The following is a 15,946-nucleotide window of genomic DNA, read 5'->3' on the forward strand; positions in this document are numbered from 1 at the left end:
CGTATTTACTTCTTTACCAGAAAATTAATCTCAACAAATTAATATGGAATTGGGAGAGAACCGTATGCATGTTCGTTCATTTCAGCTTGGTGATACCTCTTCGGTTAAAGAACTTCTAGAAGACGTTCTGTCGGAAACCTGCTATGAGGAGACGATTGAAGCCTTCGCTCGTCAGCTATCGTGGGACACGGAGCTCGTTTTAATCGCTCAAGAAGAAGAGCAAGTCGTAGGCATGATTATCGGCACGATTGATAATAACAATGGCTACTACTATAGGATCGCAGTCGCAACAGCATATCAACGTAAGGGTATTGGCAAAGCTTTGATCGAGGCAATGAAGCAGCGGTTTCTCGGGCGGAATGTTAAGAAAATTATGGTAACGGTAGATGTGCACAATGAAATGGTGCTGCCTGTGTATGAGTCTGCTGGTTACAGTTCAAATGACTTTTCCAGAGCTGCTCATCGGCTAAGTATTGTGAAAAAAGTAAGCGTGTAGTCTTTCACGGGTTACAGGTAGGGAAATCATAAGTTTGACTTATAGGGAGCATATCTGTGCCGCCATTGCAATTGGGGGTCAGATATGCTTTTCTAGTATAATAAGGTGACGTTTCGGCAGCAATTTACAGAGGAGCTTGAACATGGATAATTTCACGCCGTATGTGATAAAAAGCTTCAAACACGACGGGCATCTCCATCGCATGTGGTTGACCAACTGGCGGGTTCCTTCAAGTATGCTTCATGAAGAGCATCAGAAACAGGGCATGCTTGTGTTCATTAATAGTCAGACTAAGATTCAAGAAGCGGATGGCAAGGAGTGGGTTAGCCGCATTCCAGGGGTTTCTTTTTTTATTCCGAAAATGTGGTTCAATATCGTAGCGCTCATGGAGGAGACGGGGGTGCGCTATTACTGTAATGTCGCCTCTCCGTTATATGTGAATCAGCAAGTCTTAACGTATATCGATTATGACTTGGATGTTATACGGTTGCCGGATCGAACGGTACATATTGTGGATCAAGATGAATACGAGCGTCATAAGATCGGCTATCATTACTCGTCCCTTGTCGAAACGAAGGTGAAGGAAGGGCTCGCAGCGCTGCTGGCGCTAGTGAATGAGGATAAGCCTCCTTTCCAGGATGACATGGTGAACTACTATTATGAGCAATGGGAAAAGTATAAGAGCGGAGGCGGATGAATGAGCTTCTTTGTAGGGCGTGAAGATTCGAATAGGAAAGTTACTGCGCAAGGAATTGTTCAAGAATCGAAAAGTTTCACGCACGAGCTGTGGGATTGGACGAAATCCATTCTAGTAGCTCTTCTTGTTGTTATCATTGTTCATCAATTCGGCTTCAATTTATCTACGGTGCGCGGTCACTCGATGGATCCGACGCTTCGGGAGGGTGAGTGGCTCTTCGTGAATAAAGCCATCACCTATTTGAAAGCACCAAGCCGAGGTGAAATCGTTATTCTCCAGGAGCCTGAGAAGTTAGCGTTACCGCAGCACCCTTTGTTGGTCAAAAGGGTCATTGCAATCGCAGGTGATGAGGTGCAGGGCCGCGAAGGGGCTCTTTATGTGAACGGCGATAAAGTCACCGAGCCCTATGCAGATACGCCTATTGAGGATGGCGACTTCGGACCGACAGAAGTCGGACCCGGCCAGATCTTCGTAATGGGCGATAATCGCCATCTGGCAGCAAGTGCAGACAGCCGAATGTTCGGGGTCATACCGATCAGTCTCGTCCAAGGACGGGCTGAGTTCGTGTTATGGCCGCTCGATATGGCGGGGAAGCTGTAAATGCGTGTACCGGAAGTTCCGGCTGAATTCAATATTCGATGTCGAGTATGCTTCTTGGACTACTTCGTGATCAAAACTGGACTTGAGAGAGGTGAGCAGATTGGCGGTTTCCCTTGCAGAGACAACAGACTGGCGCAAGCTACAACAAGAGATCGTGGAAGCCGCACCATCTCTTGGTATTGATAAGATCGGCTTCACCTCTGCGGAGCCGTTCCACGAACTGAAGGATATCCTTCTCCGCCACAGGGAGAAGGGCTTCGAATCCGGCTTCGAGGAGCCGGATATCGAGAAGCGGGTACACCCAGAGCTAAGCTTCGACGCGCCGCGGTCGATCATCTCGATCGCCGTCGCGTACCCGTCGAAGCTCCCGAACCCGCCACGATCTGAGCCTGGGGCTTATCGGGGCATGATCTCGCGCTCCTCGTGGGGGAGCGACTACCACGACGTGCTTCGCGACCGGCTCGCGAAGCTGGAGGCCTTCATCGCCCAGCGCGTGCCGGAGGCGAGGCTGCAGAGCATGGTCGACACCGGTGCCCTGGTCGACCGGGCCGTCGCCGAGCGTGCCGGCATCGGCTGGAGCGGCAAAAACTGCGCCGTCATCACCCCCGAATGGGGATCGTGGGTGTATTTGGGCGAAATGATCACGAACATCCCATTCGCATCCGATATATCGATTATGGACCAATGCGGGGACTGCACAATTTGCATCGATGCCTGTCCAACAGGGGCGCTAGTCGGCCCAGGACAGCTCAATTCGAGCCGCTGCATCTCGTTCATCACACAGACCAAGGGGTATGTGGATGACGAATACAAACGTAAAATCGGCAACCGACTCTACGGCTGTGATACCTGCCAGGTCGTCTGTCCGAAGAACAAGGGAATGAACTGGACGCATCATCCCGAGCTTACGCCTGACCCCGAGAAGGTCAAGCCGCTCCTAATTCCCTTGCTCACAATGTCGAACAAGGATTTTAAAGAGCAGTACGGGCGCATCGCGGCATCTTGGCGCGGCAAAAAACCGATCCAGCGCAACGCAATCATCGCGTTGGGCAATTTCAAGGACCGCACAGCGGTGCCGGTCCTGGGGGACCTGCTGCTGAGTGACCCTCGCCCGGAGATCCGGGCTACCGCAGCGTGGGCGCTAGGGCGTATCGGCGGCGAGGAAGCTTTCGCCGCTTTAAGTAAAGCCGCTGCGGCTGAGCAAGAGCCGCAGGTGAAGAAGGACATCGAGAAAGCCATAGCTGTACAGAACAGTCAAGCAGTGGCCGTACAAGAGGAGGAATAAGATGAAACAGCCGCAGGAGACAGTCTTGCTCACCTATACCGAGATCGACTCTCCCATCGGTCCCCTCGTGCTAGTGGCATCGCCACAAGGCCTCTGCAAGGTCGAGTTCGGTACCTATGAGAAGAATCGAGAACAACGTGAGCAATGGGCAGGTCGATGGTATGGACAATATGAGTTTAACGAGAATGCCGAGCAATTGGAGGCAACCACTCAGCAGTTAACGCAGTATTTTAAGAGAGAACGGGAGAGCTTTGAAGGGGAACTGGATTTGCAGGGGACGGATTTCCAGAAGCGTGTATGGCTGGCCTTGCAAACGATCCCTTATGGGGAGACAGCTTCCTATAAACATATAGCGGAAGCGATTGGCTCGCCTAAAGCGGTTAGAGCCGTAGGGGGAGCGAACAATCAAAATCCCATTCCTGTCATCATCCCTTGTCATCGGATCATTGGAGCAAACGGCGATCTTGTGGGGTATGGCGGGGGGCTTCCGACCAAAATGCACTTATTAGATTTGGAACAACGAACATTGCTCTCCTAGAAGTTCAACAACTACAACATGTGGAGTGAATCCTATGAAATATGTGCATTTGGATTCGGTGGAGTCTGGTCAATACCTGGGACGTACGATATATGCCAGCAATGGGGCTATTTTGCTTTCGGAGAATGTGCAGCTAACCGTATTTATGATTAATACGCTGAATCGAATTGGCGTGACGATGATTTATATCAAAGACCCGAACCTAGAAGATGTGGAGATCCCAGAAATCCTGTCGGAAGAAACGAAGCGGCTTGTCATGACACAGATGGGGCAGACGTTCGCATCTATTCAGTCGGGGAAAGAGTTCAACTCGCGCAACGTCAGCATGTCCATCAATACGCTATTAGATGAGATTATGAAAAATCGCGATGTCCTCGTACAGCTGAATGATATCCGGACGCAGGATAATCAAATGTACATCCATGCGATGAACGTGTGTATGATGTCTGTGCTCATCGGGATGAATATGGGGATGAATGCGACCCAATTGAAAGAATTGGCCATGGGGGCCTTGCTGCATGATATAGGGAAAGTGGAGCTGCTAACGGACGATGCGTCGGACGATCCGAGGCGGCATCATACGTGGCGTGGGTTTGAGCTTTTGAAGAATAAGCGTGAGTTCAGTCTGCTCATTGCGCATGTCGCTTTCCAGCATCATGAGGCATTGAATGGGGAAGGTGTGCCTCGGGGGCTCATGAGCGAGGACATTCATATCTATGCCAAAATAACCGCCGTCGCCAACATGTACGACAACCTGCTCTTTGATATGTCTGCAGGGCGCCGCAAGCTGCCGCATGAAGCATGCGAATATATGCTGGCACTGGCGGAGACGAAGCTGGACCGGGATGTGCTGATTCAATTTTTGAAAATTGTCTCGATCTATCCGACAGGTACTTCGGTTCGGTTGACCAATCGGGAGACTGGCGTTGTCGTGGGTCAGCACAGAGGACTTCCGACCCGTCCGATTATTCGGATTGTGAAGCAGGATGCCACAGATAAATTGCTGGAGATCAAAGAGATCGATCTGGCCAAAGAAACGACTGTATTCATTGAGCAAGTTCTTTAATTTGTAAACCGTGGAACAGTAATGATATGATAGAACAAGCATTCTATTCTAAATTTGTACAAGCAGGGGGCACTGGTTATGTGGAGTTATTTAATTCCCATTCTCACATTGATTGTTGGTTTGGTTGGCGGTTTCTTTATTGGTGTATTCTATTTGAAGAGACAGCTGGAATCCATGCAAAACAATCCTGAAATGCTGGCCAAAATGGCCAAGCAAATGGGCTACAACATGAATAAACAACAATTGAATAAAGCGCAGCAAATGATGAAAAACCAAAATTTTAACCAAAAGCGGAAATAAGAAATAGGGTGGAGTGGTAGAGAAGATGGCATCCATCGATTATAAAAATGCATTAGTCGCTGAAAATCGCGAGCAGATTGAAAGTCATGTTCGTGAAATTTTGCGACTGATTGGTGAAGATGTAGATCGGGAAGGCCTTCTAGATACGCCAGCTCGTGTAACGCGTATGTATGAAGAAATTTTTGCAGGGTATGCTGCGGATCCTCGCGAAGTACTTGGTGTAACCTTTGATGAACAGCATGAAGAGCTGGTTATTATCAAGGATATCATTTACTACAGCCAGTGTGAGCACCATATGGCGCCTTTCTTTGGCAAAGTCCATGTTGGTTACTTACCAAGCGGTAAAGTGGCTGGTCTCAGCAAATTTGCTCGTTTGGTTGATGTCGTTACACGCAAGCTGCAGGTACAAGAACGGATTACCTCTGAAATTGCTGACATCCTTTTCGATGTGCTTAAGCCGCATGGCGTTATGGTTGTCGTTGAAGGCGAGCATATGTGCATGTGCGCAAGAGGTGTGAAGAAATACGGCAGTCAAACCGTAACATCCGCTGTGCGCGGCTCCTTCCGGAAGGATTCAACACTGCGTTCGGAATTTCTATCCTTATTAAAATAATTAGAGCACCAGGGAATGTGCATGAAGACAATGGTCTTGTGCATCATTCCCTTTTTTCACTTGTGCATCATGTTAGGCTTGTTGGGGCATGGAGAATATAGTATTCTTTTAAAAATATAATCCTTCTTCATCAATGGGTCGAATTGTGACTATCGTACATGCTCTCGCATAAACTGATAGCAGTGTGAGGAATCGCCCCAGCAGCAGGATACAGGTGAGATCGGCGCCCTACAGCGCTAGAGGGCTAGAGGAGGCAAGCATATGAATAACATACGGAAATATCGGCCTGGTGAGGCGGCTTCCTCAAAATGGAGTGAAGAACGAGATGAATTTGAGCGGGATTATGCAAGATTGATTCAATCGCCGACTTTTCGGCGTCTGCAAGGGAAGTCTCAGGTGTTCGGAGCCGGCTCGGGAGATTACTATCGGACTCGTCTGACGCATTCCTTGGAAGTTGCACAGATTGCGCGTGAAGTAGCGAAGCGTTTAGAGCGGACGAATCCCTTTTTGAGCAAAAGAGAGCATCCAGGCCTGATCATCGATCCGACCGTCGTCGAGTGTGCATCCATTGCGCATGACTTCGGTCACCCGCCTTTTGGACATAAGGGCGAAGAGGTGCTCAATCATATCCTCATGAAGGATCACGGCTTAAAATATGAGGGCAATGCACAAAACTTCCGAATCCTTATGTTCCTGGAAAAACGAGCGGGCAGCGAGAGTGGTCTAGATCTGACGGCAGCTGTGCTCCTCGGTATCAATAAATATCCCTTCCTCATCGAGGAAGAGGGGCGATTGAAGGGCGTATACGGGGCAGAGTGGGACGTCATTCGTGAGCTGCGCGACATTTGGAAAATGCCTGTGGGCTGCTCCACATTGGAAGCGCAATTGATGGACCTATGCGATGATATTGCGTATTCGACGCACGATATTGAGGATGGCATTCGGGCAGGAAAAATTCAAATGAACGCCACCTTTTTTGAGGATCAACGATTGATTCGACATCTCGTGATGGAGATATTGAACGATCCCAATCAGCATAAATTTGGCTGGGAGCAAGTTGATATTGAGCAGATGGTGCGCCGGGTTCTGCATGATTATTTGGAGCAATGGCAGCTTATTTTTGCTGAGTGCAACCGTGAGGAATCACGGACGCGCAGAGAGATGAAAGCGCGCTGGGTCAGCTCATTCGCGAGCCGTCTCGATATTATCGATGACACGGAACGCGGCTGGAAGAAGGTCGCCCTCGTCAAAGACGGCGTTGAGGATATGGATTTGCTTCGGACGATGGAGATCCTCAAGAAGCTGGCGTGGGTCACGCTGATCAAGGATTTCCGCGTCCTGCGCCTGCAAAAGCGCAGCGAGATCATCGTCGAGCGTCTCTGGGACAGCTTCATCGAAAAGGACAAAGGGCAGTGGATCATCCCGCCCGACTGGATCGATAGCTACGAGCGGCGCAGCATCAATAGTAATTGGAGCTGGCCGCGCTTCGTGGCGGACTACATCTCGGGCATGACCGACGCGTACGCGGAGAAGGTCTACGCTGAGCTGTTTGCGAGTAAATCGGGCTCGATTTATGAGATGGATTGAGTGGGGGTATGCCCCCACAACAGTACTTGGTAACTACACGTGGATACAAGCAAATAGAAACAACTTGAAGCAGATACAAGAAGCTAATCCAACTACAACGTAGATACAAGACGCTACAGCACCTACAAGAAGATAGAAGCACCTACAAGAAGATAGAAGCACCTACAAGCACCTTACAAGCCACCCCACCGTGACCTCCCCGCCGCCGCCTCGCGTGCGAATAGATGGATTTTCTACAGCTAATTTAGCTAGTTTTTCAAGTTTAAAATGATTAGATGGATTTCCTGTAGTTAATTAAGTGGTTTTAAGGGGAATTGGCGGAAACCGCAACATTTAGATGTACTTTTTCCATTTAAATTCAATAATCAATGAAATAAGCCAGAATTAGCTGTAGGTTTTCCAGTTAAGTTCCCGGCGTGGGAGCATTCGGTTAAGAGGTTGGCCGATTTTTATGAGGGGTTAAGCGATGCTTAACTCTTTTTCGTATAGGCACGTAAGCTGGTAAACGGCAAAAAAATACCGACCTCATCAGAGGTCGATTTTATAGGGAGGAGGGAATACCAGCGTTAACATGCTCGGATGTGACCGATGGTTCAATGCTGCCAAGGAAGTCTATCGTGCGGCTCACATACGTTTTAGGCTCAGCGCGGTACAGAAGTTCATGCTGTGCGTTAGGGAGAATCCATAGCTTTGAGGCGGTGTTGTGTTGCTGCTTGAACATGGCCTCGACTAAAACATGAGGAGCCTTGTTGTCATTTGTGCCATGAATCATGAAGATCGGCATCTCATATGACGTTGTGGTTACTTGAGTGAAGGGTACGTCATGCAAACTCACGCCATTAAGTAAAGGAAAGAATAGACGAACAAGCGGTAGAGAAGGGTATTTAGGCAGGCGCACGACTTGATTCATATTTTGATAAAGGGTGTCCGAGTTCAGTAGAAATGTACTGTCCAGGATCATCCCTGAAATATCTCCGTTTTGCTGCAGAGCAGTTTGTAAGGCAGTACCTGCCCCCATGGAAAAGCCCCAAATAAAGATCGAACCGCCAGTGGACTGTTTGATGTAATCTATAGCCCCAAGCAGCTCTTGGGATTCCTGAACACCGCCAGTCATGAGGCGACTACTGCCTGGATTCACGTAGCCATAGTCAAACATGAGAACGTTGTACTGCTTTTTATGAAGTTCGCGGGCCAAGGTGTACAACGGAACCCATTCTTCTTCGCGATTACCGCCATAGCCATGTGAGAAAATGACAGTTTTACTCGAGCCAACAGCTGGGATGAACCAGCCATCTAGATTGGATTTACCGTTTTGACTCGGGAAGGAAACGCTTGTATAAGGAAGTCGGACAGCCTTCATCGGATTCGAATGTAGAGGCTCAATATGTGGCCTAGCCAAAGTCCAAGCAATGTAAGCGTGGAAGATGAGAAGGATAGAAGTACATGCAATTAATAAGGCCAATAGAGTTGTGGCGATAAGCCTTCTTCTGCGTAAAAAAGGTTGCGTAATGACCTGATCAAGTGTAGGTTGAAGCGATCCTGCTACAGGATTTAGAGTAGTTGTAGACATCGATGAAGCCTCCCTCCGTGAAGATGTGTATGTGAAATGCTGCTAGTTAGAGGTGTAGAATGGGAAGGGAGAGTTAATTGTTTAAATATTCTGATAAGTATTACTGTACTTTCATAGTATTCTGAATACGCTTTCAAGTCAATGTAAATGCGGCATTTGTAAGCCTATTGTAACGGTTCTGTAATAATGGGAAAAAGAGGTGTTTGACCTTTACGGTTCCTTGTAGTTTCGTTATACTGAACATAACAAGGTTTCATATAGTGAAACAGTTTGGTTCATGAGGGTGGTGACTCTTCAATGGAAGATGGCAAGCTGACCGTGCGTGCTGTTGAGCGCGCTTTAGATATTATGCTTTGTTTCACGGGGGCGTCCGAGTTGACGTTAACCGAAATTGCTACACGTGTGCAGCTTCATAAAAGCACCGTACACCGCCTTCTAGCATCCCTAGAAGGCAAGGGCTTCATCATGCGTGATGAAGCGACAGATAAGTACAGACTGGGCTACCGGCTCTGGGAGCTTTCGGCTAACTTGTCCAAAGAGGGAGACCCCGGCATCATTCTGCTGCCGGAGATGGAACGGCTGCGCGATCAACTCGGCGAGACGATCTCGCTGTACGTGCAGGACGGCCTGGTGCGCGTGCGCATCCAAGCCGTGCAGAGCAACCATGCTATTCGCCGTGTTGCCCCTGTCGGGGCGCGAATGCCGCTTTACGTCGGCGCCTCGAGCAAGGTGCTCGTCGCCTTCGCTGAGCCAGGGCTGCTGGAGCAGCTGCTAACCTCGGCCGATTGGCCGACAGGGTTAGACACGCAGGCATACCTGCAGCAGCTCAGCGACACAAGGCGCTCAGGCTTCGCCACGAGCGTCGAAGAGCGCGAGCCCGGCGCGGCGGCTGTGGCCGCGCCGATTCTCGACCGAGGCGGCCGTCTAGTGGCCGCCCTCGCGGTCTCGGGTCCAGCGAATAGGCTCACGCTGGAGCTGATGCAAGAGCAGGCGCCGACGATTATGGAGGCGGCGCGACGGATGGGCACAATGCTGCGCTAGCGGCATGTCCCATGCACAGGACAATGCTTATGACTCGCACATATGCCTATTTGGCCATCTTGTCGCTCATAAGCATCTACGGCGGTCTTATCCCTTGATTTCCCCCGACAAAAGCAGTAATAAGCAAGGTATGAGTGCTTAACGCCAGGGCATACACCCGAAATCGGCCATCTTGCCGCTCATAAGCACCTACGGTTTCCCTTGATCTACTCCGACATAAGCAGTAATAAGCAAGCTAAACTTGCCTATTACTGCTTATTCATTCTCACGAATCCCCCAACATAGACGGATGCTTTGCCGCCGATAAGCCATACTAAACGTGGGAAGGGGAGTGGGCAAACCATGAAGAAGACAGCCTCGATGCTGGCGATCTGGATTAGTTTGGCCAGTAATATCGTGCTGACCGCCATCAAAATCATCGTCGGCCTCATGTTCCAAAGCCAAGTACTGATCGCCGACGGTATTCATAACGCTGGAGATGTTATTGCGACGGCAACGGCTTACAGCTCCATGCGCGTATCCTCTAAACCAGCAGATGCAGATCATCCTTATGGGCATGGAAAAGCAGAGGTGCTCGGCGCATTTATCGTTGCGATTATATTGGGCGGAGCCGCGATTTATATGGGCTATCACTCCATACATGCCCTTTTCGAGCCAGCGGGCGAGGCGCATATCATTGCCCTTTGTGCAGCTGTCGTTTCTCTCATTTGGAAACAAGTCCTCTACATTTACACCATGCGGATCGGTCGTAAGCTCAATAGCAAAGGGCTGATTGCTACAGCCTACGACCATTTAGCAGACGTCTACGCCTCTATCGCGGCTTCTGTGGGGATTGGCTTGGCATTGATCGGAGATCACTACAACATTAGCTACTTAGCATACGGAGATCCGGTAGCAGGGATTATCGTGTCATTCCTTGTATTAAAGCTGGCATACGAAATGGGCAGCGAATCCTTCGACATTCTGATGGAGCGCAGCGTCAGCCAATCGTATATCGAGCAATATGCCACGTTGATCCGAGATGTACCAGAGGTTAAGCGGATTGATCGACTCCGTGCCAGGGAGCATGGTCATTACATATTAGTAGATGCGAGACTTGGCGTGTCGGGTAAGCTGACGATCCAAGAAGGTCATGATATCAGTCGCAGCATTAAGCGGAAAATTAAAGATGCCCATAGTGATGTGGATGAGGTACTCGTCCATTTGAATCCTTGGTATGAAGAGCAAGCTGACGCATGAGTAAGTGCGTTGGCTTTTTTTTCATATTTTTTGGTTATTATTTACAATCACTCCAATTCACGTTAGATTAGTCATAGCATCTTATCGGCAACGTCTACGTTACAGTACAAGGGAGTGAAAACTTTGAGTCGAAGAGCCAAAGACATTTGGTTAGGTATCGCAGTGGCAAACGGATGTGGAATCTTCTTTATGCTTGTAACAGCTTATATTATCAAGTTAGCAACAGGCATGGAAGGCATATTGATTTTGTCCGATTTCGTCTTGCTTCCATTTATCATGGGTATCATTAATGCTTTTTTCTGGCGAAAACACCGCGTCACGGTTGGTCCGTGTTTTGGATACGCATTTCTTAATCTAGTTGTAGGTTTAATTTATAGTTATTTCATGATGAGCGAGGGGTATATTTGCCTTATCATCGTAGCTCCACTGATTTATTTCTTTATTTTACTTGGTGTTCTGGCGGGCAAACTCATGTTCAAATGGAACCAAACAACGTTAAACGTCAGTATTCTCGCGGCGATGACCGTTCTCATATTTGTAAATATCATCACAGCTCAGCCTGGCGAAAGCCAGGTCACCGATCGAATCTTAATTCATGCTAAGCCAGAAGTCGTATGGCAAAATGTCACTGCATTTTCACCCATTGAGTCAGAACCTGACTATTGGTTATTTAAAATCGGCTTGCCAAGCCCCGTACAATCCACGGCAGAAGGCCATTACGTCGGCGCAGAACGAAAGTGCATTTTCAGCAACGGTATCATTTTCGATGAAAAGATCGTAGAGTATGAAGAAAACAGGAAGCTAACCTTCGCCATTACAAAACTGCCTGATGATCCGGAAATACTAGGGCACTTGAGTTTGTCCAAAGGGCAATTCATCCTAGAAGACAATGGTGACGGGACTACGACATTAATAGGCACAAGCTGGTATGATCTGAAGGTAAAACCATCCCTCTATTTTGATATATGGACGAAAAGCATTATTCGCAATGTGCATCTCGAAGTTATGGAGCACATGAAAGAGTTAGCGGAACAAGCGTAGGCAGCATTCTTCTGTGACAAAAAAACACCTCAACACGAGCTCGCTTCAGCAGCGGCTTCGTCTAGAGGTGTTTTCTACTTTTACATCGTGCTCTTCACACGATTCGCATATTTTATTTTGCAAAAATATGATTCCCAATCTGTACTGTCTGTTGACGTGTCCAGATCCAAGAGCTTGTCGCAGTTTTCGGATTGAAATAGTAAAGCGCGCCACCCGTTGGGTCCCAGCCGCGAACTGCCTCTAATGCAGCTTTATAGGCTTCACTATCCGGTGTTAAATTATATTGGCCATCGCTGACTGCCGTAAAAGCACCAACCTCGAATACGATACCTTGAATGGTATTCTCGAACTGACTGGATTTTAACCGGTTCATAACGACGGCTCCTACAGCCACTTGACCCTCATAGGATTCACCGCGTGCTTCACTGTAAATAACTTTAGCTAGCATTTCCAGCTCAGCTTGATTCACCGTGAATTTACGCAAGTACTCCCACGTTTTCGCACCAACGATCCCATCCACGCTAAGTCCATAATTCGTTTGGAAGTTACGAACTGCCGCGGCTGTAATCGGACCATATTTTCCATCTATAGAAGGCTCATATAAGCCTAAAGTTTTTAGTCGGAATTGTGCGTCCCACACGTCACCATTTTGTGTGCCTTGCTTTAAAGTCGTAGCTGCTGCTGCGGATACCGTCGGGCTCCACGATCCTGCATTCATTCCTAATCCAAAGGAAGCTACGAGTGCGACTACGACTAGTTTTTTAATCAACATCATCTTCATCTCCCCTTTCGCTTTCCTAAGTATAGGTGCCGATATACATCGTCTCAACCCGCAGTTTTTGGAAATGTAAGTCAATCCCTTGGGGCAGTAAGAGTTGAGTAGGCTCAATTTTTGATCAAAACGAGCAAATTAAGTGCGGATTTTCCCATAAATAGGTAAAAGCCCGAGACCGCCACAATGGCAATCCCGAGCTTTTTTTGGTTATATGATGATCTTGAATGTGTGTGTTTGCTGTTGCTTAAACCGATAACTTAGTTCTTCTCAGCAAGAATGGAACGAAGAACGGTTTGAAGGATACCACCATTACGGTAGTAGTCTACATCTACCAAGCTATCCAAACGTACAAGTGCTGTGAATTCGAAGCTAGTGCCGTCTTCACGTGTAGCTGTTACTTTTACGGATGAACCTGGTTGAACGTCATTGCTAAGGCCTGTGATATCGAAAGTCTCGCGACCCGTAATACCTAGCGTTTTCCAGCTTTCGCCGTTAACGAATTGAAGTGGAAGAACACCCATACCAACAAGGTTACTACGGTGAATACGCTCGAAGCTTTCAGCGATAACAGCTTTAACGCCTAGCAAGAAAGTACCTTTTGCTGCCCAGTCACGGGAAGATCCAGTTCCGTACTCTTTACCTGCGATAACGACAAGGTTTTGGCCTTCAGCTTGATACTTCATGGAAGCATCATAGATGGACTCCACTTCGCCAGTTGGCAAGTAAGTTGTTACGCCGCCTTCAGTTCCTGGAGCGACTTGGTTACGAATACGAATGTTCGCGAACGTACCGCGCATCATCACTTCGTGGTTACCACGACGGGAACCGTAGGAGTTGAAATCTTCTCTTTTTACACCATGGTTGATCAAGTATTGGCCCCCTGGGCTGTCTACTTTGATGTTACCAGCAGGGGAGATGTGATCCGTTGTAACGGAATCGCCCATAAGTGCTAGTGTTTTTGCGCTGCGAATATCTGCGATATCATCAAGAACTGTGCCAAGGTCTGTGAAGAACGGAGGCTCTTGGATGTATGTGGAGTTCGTGTCGAACTCGTACAGATCGCCTTCAGGAATTTGAATTTGGTTGAAACGCTCGTTCGCGCGGAATACATTGCTGTATTTGTCGCGGAACATGTCAGGGCTCATAGCAATGTTAAGAGCATCTTGAATCTCTTGGTTTGTAGGCCAGATGTCTTTCAAGTAGACAGGTTGATCGTTCTCGCCATAACCAATTGGATCAGTTGCCAAATCGATATTTACAGTACCTGCAAGAGCATAAGCAACAACTAATGGAGGTGATCCAAGGTAGTTCGCTTTTACTTGTGCATGTACGCGGCCTTCAAAGTTACGGTTACCGGAGATAACAGCAGCTACTGTCATATCGTTGTCGATAATCGCTTTGCTAACTTCGTCTGGAAGCGGACCGGAGTTACCAATACAAGTCGCACAGCCGTAACCCGCAACGTGGAAGCCAAGAGCTTCTAGGGACTCAAGAAGGCCTGCTTTAATCAGGTACTCAGTAACAACTAGGGAACCTGGCGTCAAAGAGCTTTTTACGAAAGCTGGCTTTTTCAAACCAAGAGCTACCGCTTTTTTCGCTACGAGACCAGCACCGATCATAACGCTTGGGTTGGAAGTGTTCGTACAGGAAGTAATAGCCGCGATAACAACTGCGCCAGTACCCATTTTGACAGTTTCGCCACCTGGATAAACAACATCAACAACTTCAGCCACTTTCTCTTCTGTCAAACCGTAACCGCCTTTTTCGATCGGTGTACGGATGATAGCGTTGAAAGATTCTTTCATGTTCGTAAGTTCTACACGATCTTGCGGACGTTTAGGACCAGCTAAGCTTGGAACGACCGTGCTAAGATCAAGCTCAAGAACATCTGTGAACACTGGATCTGGTGTGCTGTCAGTACGGAACATGCCTTGTGCTTTGTAGTAAGCTTCTACAAGGGCAATTTGCTCTTCTTCACGGCCAGTAGCACGCAAGTAGTTCAATGTTTCGTTATCAACAGGGAAGAAACCGATTGTTGCGCCGTACTCAGGAGCCATGTTCGCAACCGTTGCGCGGTCAGCCAAGGAAATGTTGCTTAGTCCAGGACCGAAGAACTCAACGAATTTACCAACAACGCCTTTTTTACGCAAAATTTGAGTAACAGTCAACGCCAAGTCAGTCGCTGTAGCGCCTTCTGCCAGTTGACCAGTTAATTTGAAACCAACAACGTCTGGAGCGACGAAGTATAGAGGTTGACCAAGCATACCAGCTTCCGCTTCGATACCGCCAACGCCCCAACCTACAACACCAAGACCATTGATCATTGTTGTATGGGAGTCAGTACCTACGAGGGAATCTGGATACACGACAGTTTCGCCGTCGATTGTTTTCGTAGCTGCAACAGATGCCAAGTACTCCAAGTTAACTTGGTGAACGATACCTGTTGAAGGTGGCACTGCACGGAAATTATCGAATGCGGTTTGTGCCCAACGCAAGAAGCGGTAACGCTCTTCGTTTCTTTCGAATTCTAAGTTAATGTTCATTTCGAGTGCATCCGGGGAACCGAAAGCATCAACCATGACAGAGTGGTCAATTACAAGGTCAACAGGAACAAGCGGGTTAATACGTTTAGGATCTCCGCCTTCACGAGCCATAGTCGCACGCATTGCCGCAAGGTCAACGACGACTGGAACGCCTGTGAAATCTTGAAGAACGATACGAGCAGGGATGAAAGGGATTTCTTTGTTCTCATCGCGGCCTTCAGCCCAGCCAGCGATTTGTTTTACGTGCTCACTTGTAATAGCGCGACCGTCAAATTGACGAATAGCAGCTTCAAGCAAAACGCGGATGGAAACTGGAAGATTGTTGATCGTGCCGTGACCTTGGCTTTCAAAGTCAGGAAGGCTGTAATACTGGAACGATTTCGTGCCGACAGTTAACTGCTTGCGCACAGAAAAAGAGTCCTTATTGGACATAGGTAGTTCCTCCTCTAATAATATAATATCTAACCATGCCATCGAATTTCATCTAGTGAAACTCGATTTCATAATTCCCTCTACCTCAAGTATAGCGCTTCGCCACGTGTGAGTAAAGATTAA

15 protein-coding genes are annotated in these 15,946 nt (G+C 48.1%); 12 read left to right on the forward strand and 3 right to left on the reverse strand.

From position 1 onward, the window contains the following. Window positions 1–64 precede the first annotated feature (64 nt). The 9 genes from ACSQ8P_RS02630 (at window position 65) to ACSQ8P_RS02670 (ending at window position 7,182) form a co-directional block, all read left to right on the forward strand. Entirely contained in the window at window positions 65–496 is a 432-nt protein-coding gene (locus ACSQ8P_RS02630) for a GNAT family N-acetyltransferase (RefSeq protein ID WP_436233776.1), read from the forward strand. A gap of 142 nt (window positions 497–638) precedes the next feature. Next, complete coding sequence (locus ACSQ8P_RS02635; RefSeq protein ID WP_436233777.1) at window positions 639–1,193, forward strand: DUF402 domain-containing protein; 555 nt, start codon at window positions 639–641, stop codon at window positions 1,191–1,193. After that, window positions 1,194–1,793 carry a signal peptidase I gene (gene lepB, locus ACSQ8P_RS02640; protein WP_436233778.1) on the forward strand — a complete coding sequence of 200 codons (600 nt, stop codon included), beginning with the start codon at window positions 1,194–1,196 and terminating at the stop codon, window positions 1,791–1,793. Window positions 1,794–1,884: 91 nt separating this feature from the next. Further along, complete coding sequence (queG, locus tag ACSQ8P_RS02645) at window positions 1,885–3,078, forward strand: tRNA epoxyqueuosine(34) reductase QueG (RefSeq protein WP_436239441.1); 1,194 nt, start codon at window positions 1,885–1,887, stop codon at window positions 3,076–3,078. Between the two features lies 1 nt (window position 3,079). Further along, the gene (locus tag ACSQ8P_RS02650; protein ID WP_436233779.1) at window positions 3,080–3,616 is read left to right on the forward strand and encodes a methylated-DNA--[protein]-cysteine S-methyltransferase; all 537 of its coding nucleotides are present in this window, start codon (window positions 3,080–3,082) and stop codon (window positions 3,614–3,616) included. Between the two features lie 34 nt (window positions 3,617–3,650). Beyond that, window positions 3,651–4,682: an HD-GYP domain-containing protein gene (locus tag ACSQ8P_RS02655; protein ID WP_436233780.1), complete on the forward strand. Its 1,032-nt coding sequence runs from the start codon at window positions 3,651–3,653 to the stop codon at window positions 4,680–4,682. A gap of 78 nt (window positions 4,683–4,760) precedes the next feature. After that, a complete protein-coding gene (locus ACSQ8P_RS02660; protein ID WP_028555371.1) occupies window positions 4,761–4,982 on the forward strand; it encodes a YneF family protein in 222 nt (73 codons plus the stop codon). Between the two features lie 25 nt (window positions 4,983–5,007). Beyond that, window positions 5,008–5,595, forward strand: a complete 588-nt coding sequence (gene folE / locus ACSQ8P_RS02665; protein WP_436233781.1) for a GTP cyclohydrolase I FolE — start codon at window positions 5,008–5,010, stop codon at window positions 5,593–5,595. 261 nt (window positions 5,596–5,856) lie between these two features. Continuing rightward, window positions 5,857–7,182, forward strand: a complete 1,326-nt coding sequence (locus ACSQ8P_RS02670) for a deoxyguanosinetriphosphate triphosphohydrolase family protein (protein ID WP_436233782.1) — start codon at window positions 5,857–5,859, stop codon at window positions 7,180–7,182. Window positions 7,183–7,723: 541 nt separating this feature from the next. Here the strand turns inward: ACSQ8P_RS02670 and ACSQ8P_RS02675 are convergent. Then, window positions 7,724–8,752: an alpha/beta hydrolase gene (locus tag ACSQ8P_RS02675; RefSeq protein ID WP_436233783.1), complete on the reverse strand. Its 1,029-nt coding sequence runs from the start codon at window positions 8,750–8,752 to the stop codon at window positions 7,724–7,726. Between the two features lie 297 nt (window positions 8,753–9,049). On the opposite strand from ACSQ8P_RS02675, the gene ACSQ8P_RS02680 reads away from it, so the two are divergent. The 3 genes from ACSQ8P_RS02680 to ACSQ8P_RS02690 all read left to right on the forward strand — a co-directional run bounded on the left by ACSQ8P_RS02680 (window position 9,050) and on the right by ACSQ8P_RS02690 (window position 12,073). Continuing rightward, a complete protein-coding gene (locus tag ACSQ8P_RS02680; RefSeq protein ID WP_436233784.1) occupies window positions 9,050–9,793 on the forward strand; it encodes an IclR family transcriptional regulator in 744 nt (247 codons plus the stop codon). A gap of 342 nt (window positions 9,794–10,135) precedes the next feature. Then, the gene (locus ACSQ8P_RS02685) at window positions 10,136–11,032 is read left to right on the forward strand and encodes a cation diffusion facilitator family transporter (protein WP_436233785.1); all 897 of its coding nucleotides are present in this window, start codon (window positions 10,136–10,138) and stop codon (window positions 11,030–11,032) included. 123 nt (window positions 11,033–11,155) lie between these two features. Next, window positions 11,156–12,073, forward strand: a complete 918-nt coding sequence (locus ACSQ8P_RS02690) for a hypothetical protein (protein ID WP_436233786.1) — start codon at window positions 11,156–11,158, stop codon at window positions 12,071–12,073. Between the two features lie 112 nt (window positions 12,074–12,185). Here ACSQ8P_RS02690 and sleB read toward each other — a convergent pair whose 3' ends face one another. Then, on the reverse strand, window positions 12,186–12,854 hold the full coding sequence (sleB, locus tag ACSQ8P_RS02695; RefSeq protein WP_436233787.1) for a spore cortex-lytic enzyme: 669 nt from the start codon (window positions 12,852–12,854) through the stop codon (window positions 12,186–12,188). A gap of 251 nt (window positions 12,855–13,105) precedes the next feature. Next, window positions 13,106–15,823, reverse strand: a complete 2,718-nt coding sequence (gene acnA, locus ACSQ8P_RS02700) for an aconitate hydratase AcnA (RefSeq protein WP_436233788.1) — start codon at window positions 15,821–15,823, stop codon at window positions 13,106–13,108. Window positions 15,824–15,946: the final 123 nt, after the last annotated feature.

This window comes from Paenibacillus sp. LjRoot153 (assembly GCF_964253085.1).
GTDB lineage: Bacteria > Bacillota > Bacilli > Paenibacillales > NBRC-103111 > Paenibacillus_E.

Excerpts from the sequence above, each read along its gene's own strand:
- ACSQ8P_RS02630 (WP_436233776.1), top strand. The coding sequence starts at position 65 with ATGCATGTTCGTTCATTTCAGCTTGGTGATACCTCTTCGGTTAAAGAA.
- ACSQ8P_RS02635 (WP_436233777.1), top strand. The coding sequence starts at position 639 with ATGGATAATTTCACGCCGTATGTGATAAAAAGCTTCAAACACGACGGG.
- lepB (WP_436233778.1), top strand. The coding sequence starts at position 1,194 with ATGAGCTTCTTTGTAGGGCGTGAAGATTCGAATAGGAAAGTTACTGCG.
- ACSQ8P_RS02650 (WP_436233779.1), top strand. The coding sequence starts at position 3,080 with ATGAAACAGCCGCAGGAGACAGTCTTGCTCACCTATACCGAGATCGAC.
- ACSQ8P_RS02655 (WP_436233780.1), top strand. The coding sequence starts at position 3,651 with ATGAAATATGTGCATTTGGATTCGGTGGAGTCTGGTCAATACCTGGGA.
- ACSQ8P_RS02660 (WP_028555371.1), top strand. The coding sequence starts at position 4,761 with ATGTGGAGTTATTTAATTCCCATTCTCACATTGATTGTTGGTTTGGTT.
- folE (WP_436233781.1), top strand. The coding sequence starts at position 5,008 with ATGGCATCCATCGATTATAAAAATGCATTAGTCGCTGAAAATCGCGAG.
- ACSQ8P_RS02670 (WP_436233782.1), top strand. The coding sequence starts at position 5,857 with ATGAATAACATACGGAAATATCGGCCTGGTGAGGCGGCTTCCTCAAAA.
- ACSQ8P_RS02675 (WP_436233783.1), bottom strand. The coding sequence starts at position 8,752 with ATGTCTACAACTACTCTAAATCCTGTAGCAGGATCGCTTCAACCTACA.
- ACSQ8P_RS02680 (WP_436233784.1), top strand. The coding sequence starts at position 9,050 with ATGGAAGATGGCAAGCTGACCGTGCGTGCTGTTGAGCGCGCTTTAGAT.
- ACSQ8P_RS02685 (WP_436233785.1), top strand. The coding sequence starts at position 10,136 with ATGAAGAAGACAGCCTCGATGCTGGCGATCTGGATTAGTTTGGCCAGT.
- sleB (WP_436233787.1), bottom strand. The coding sequence starts at position 12,854 with ATGAAGATGATGTTGATTAAAAAACTAGTCGTAGTCGCACTCGTAGCT.
- acnA (WP_436233788.1), bottom strand. The coding sequence starts at position 15,823 with ATGTCCAATAAGGACTCTTTTTCTGTGCGCAAGCAGTTAACTGTCGGC.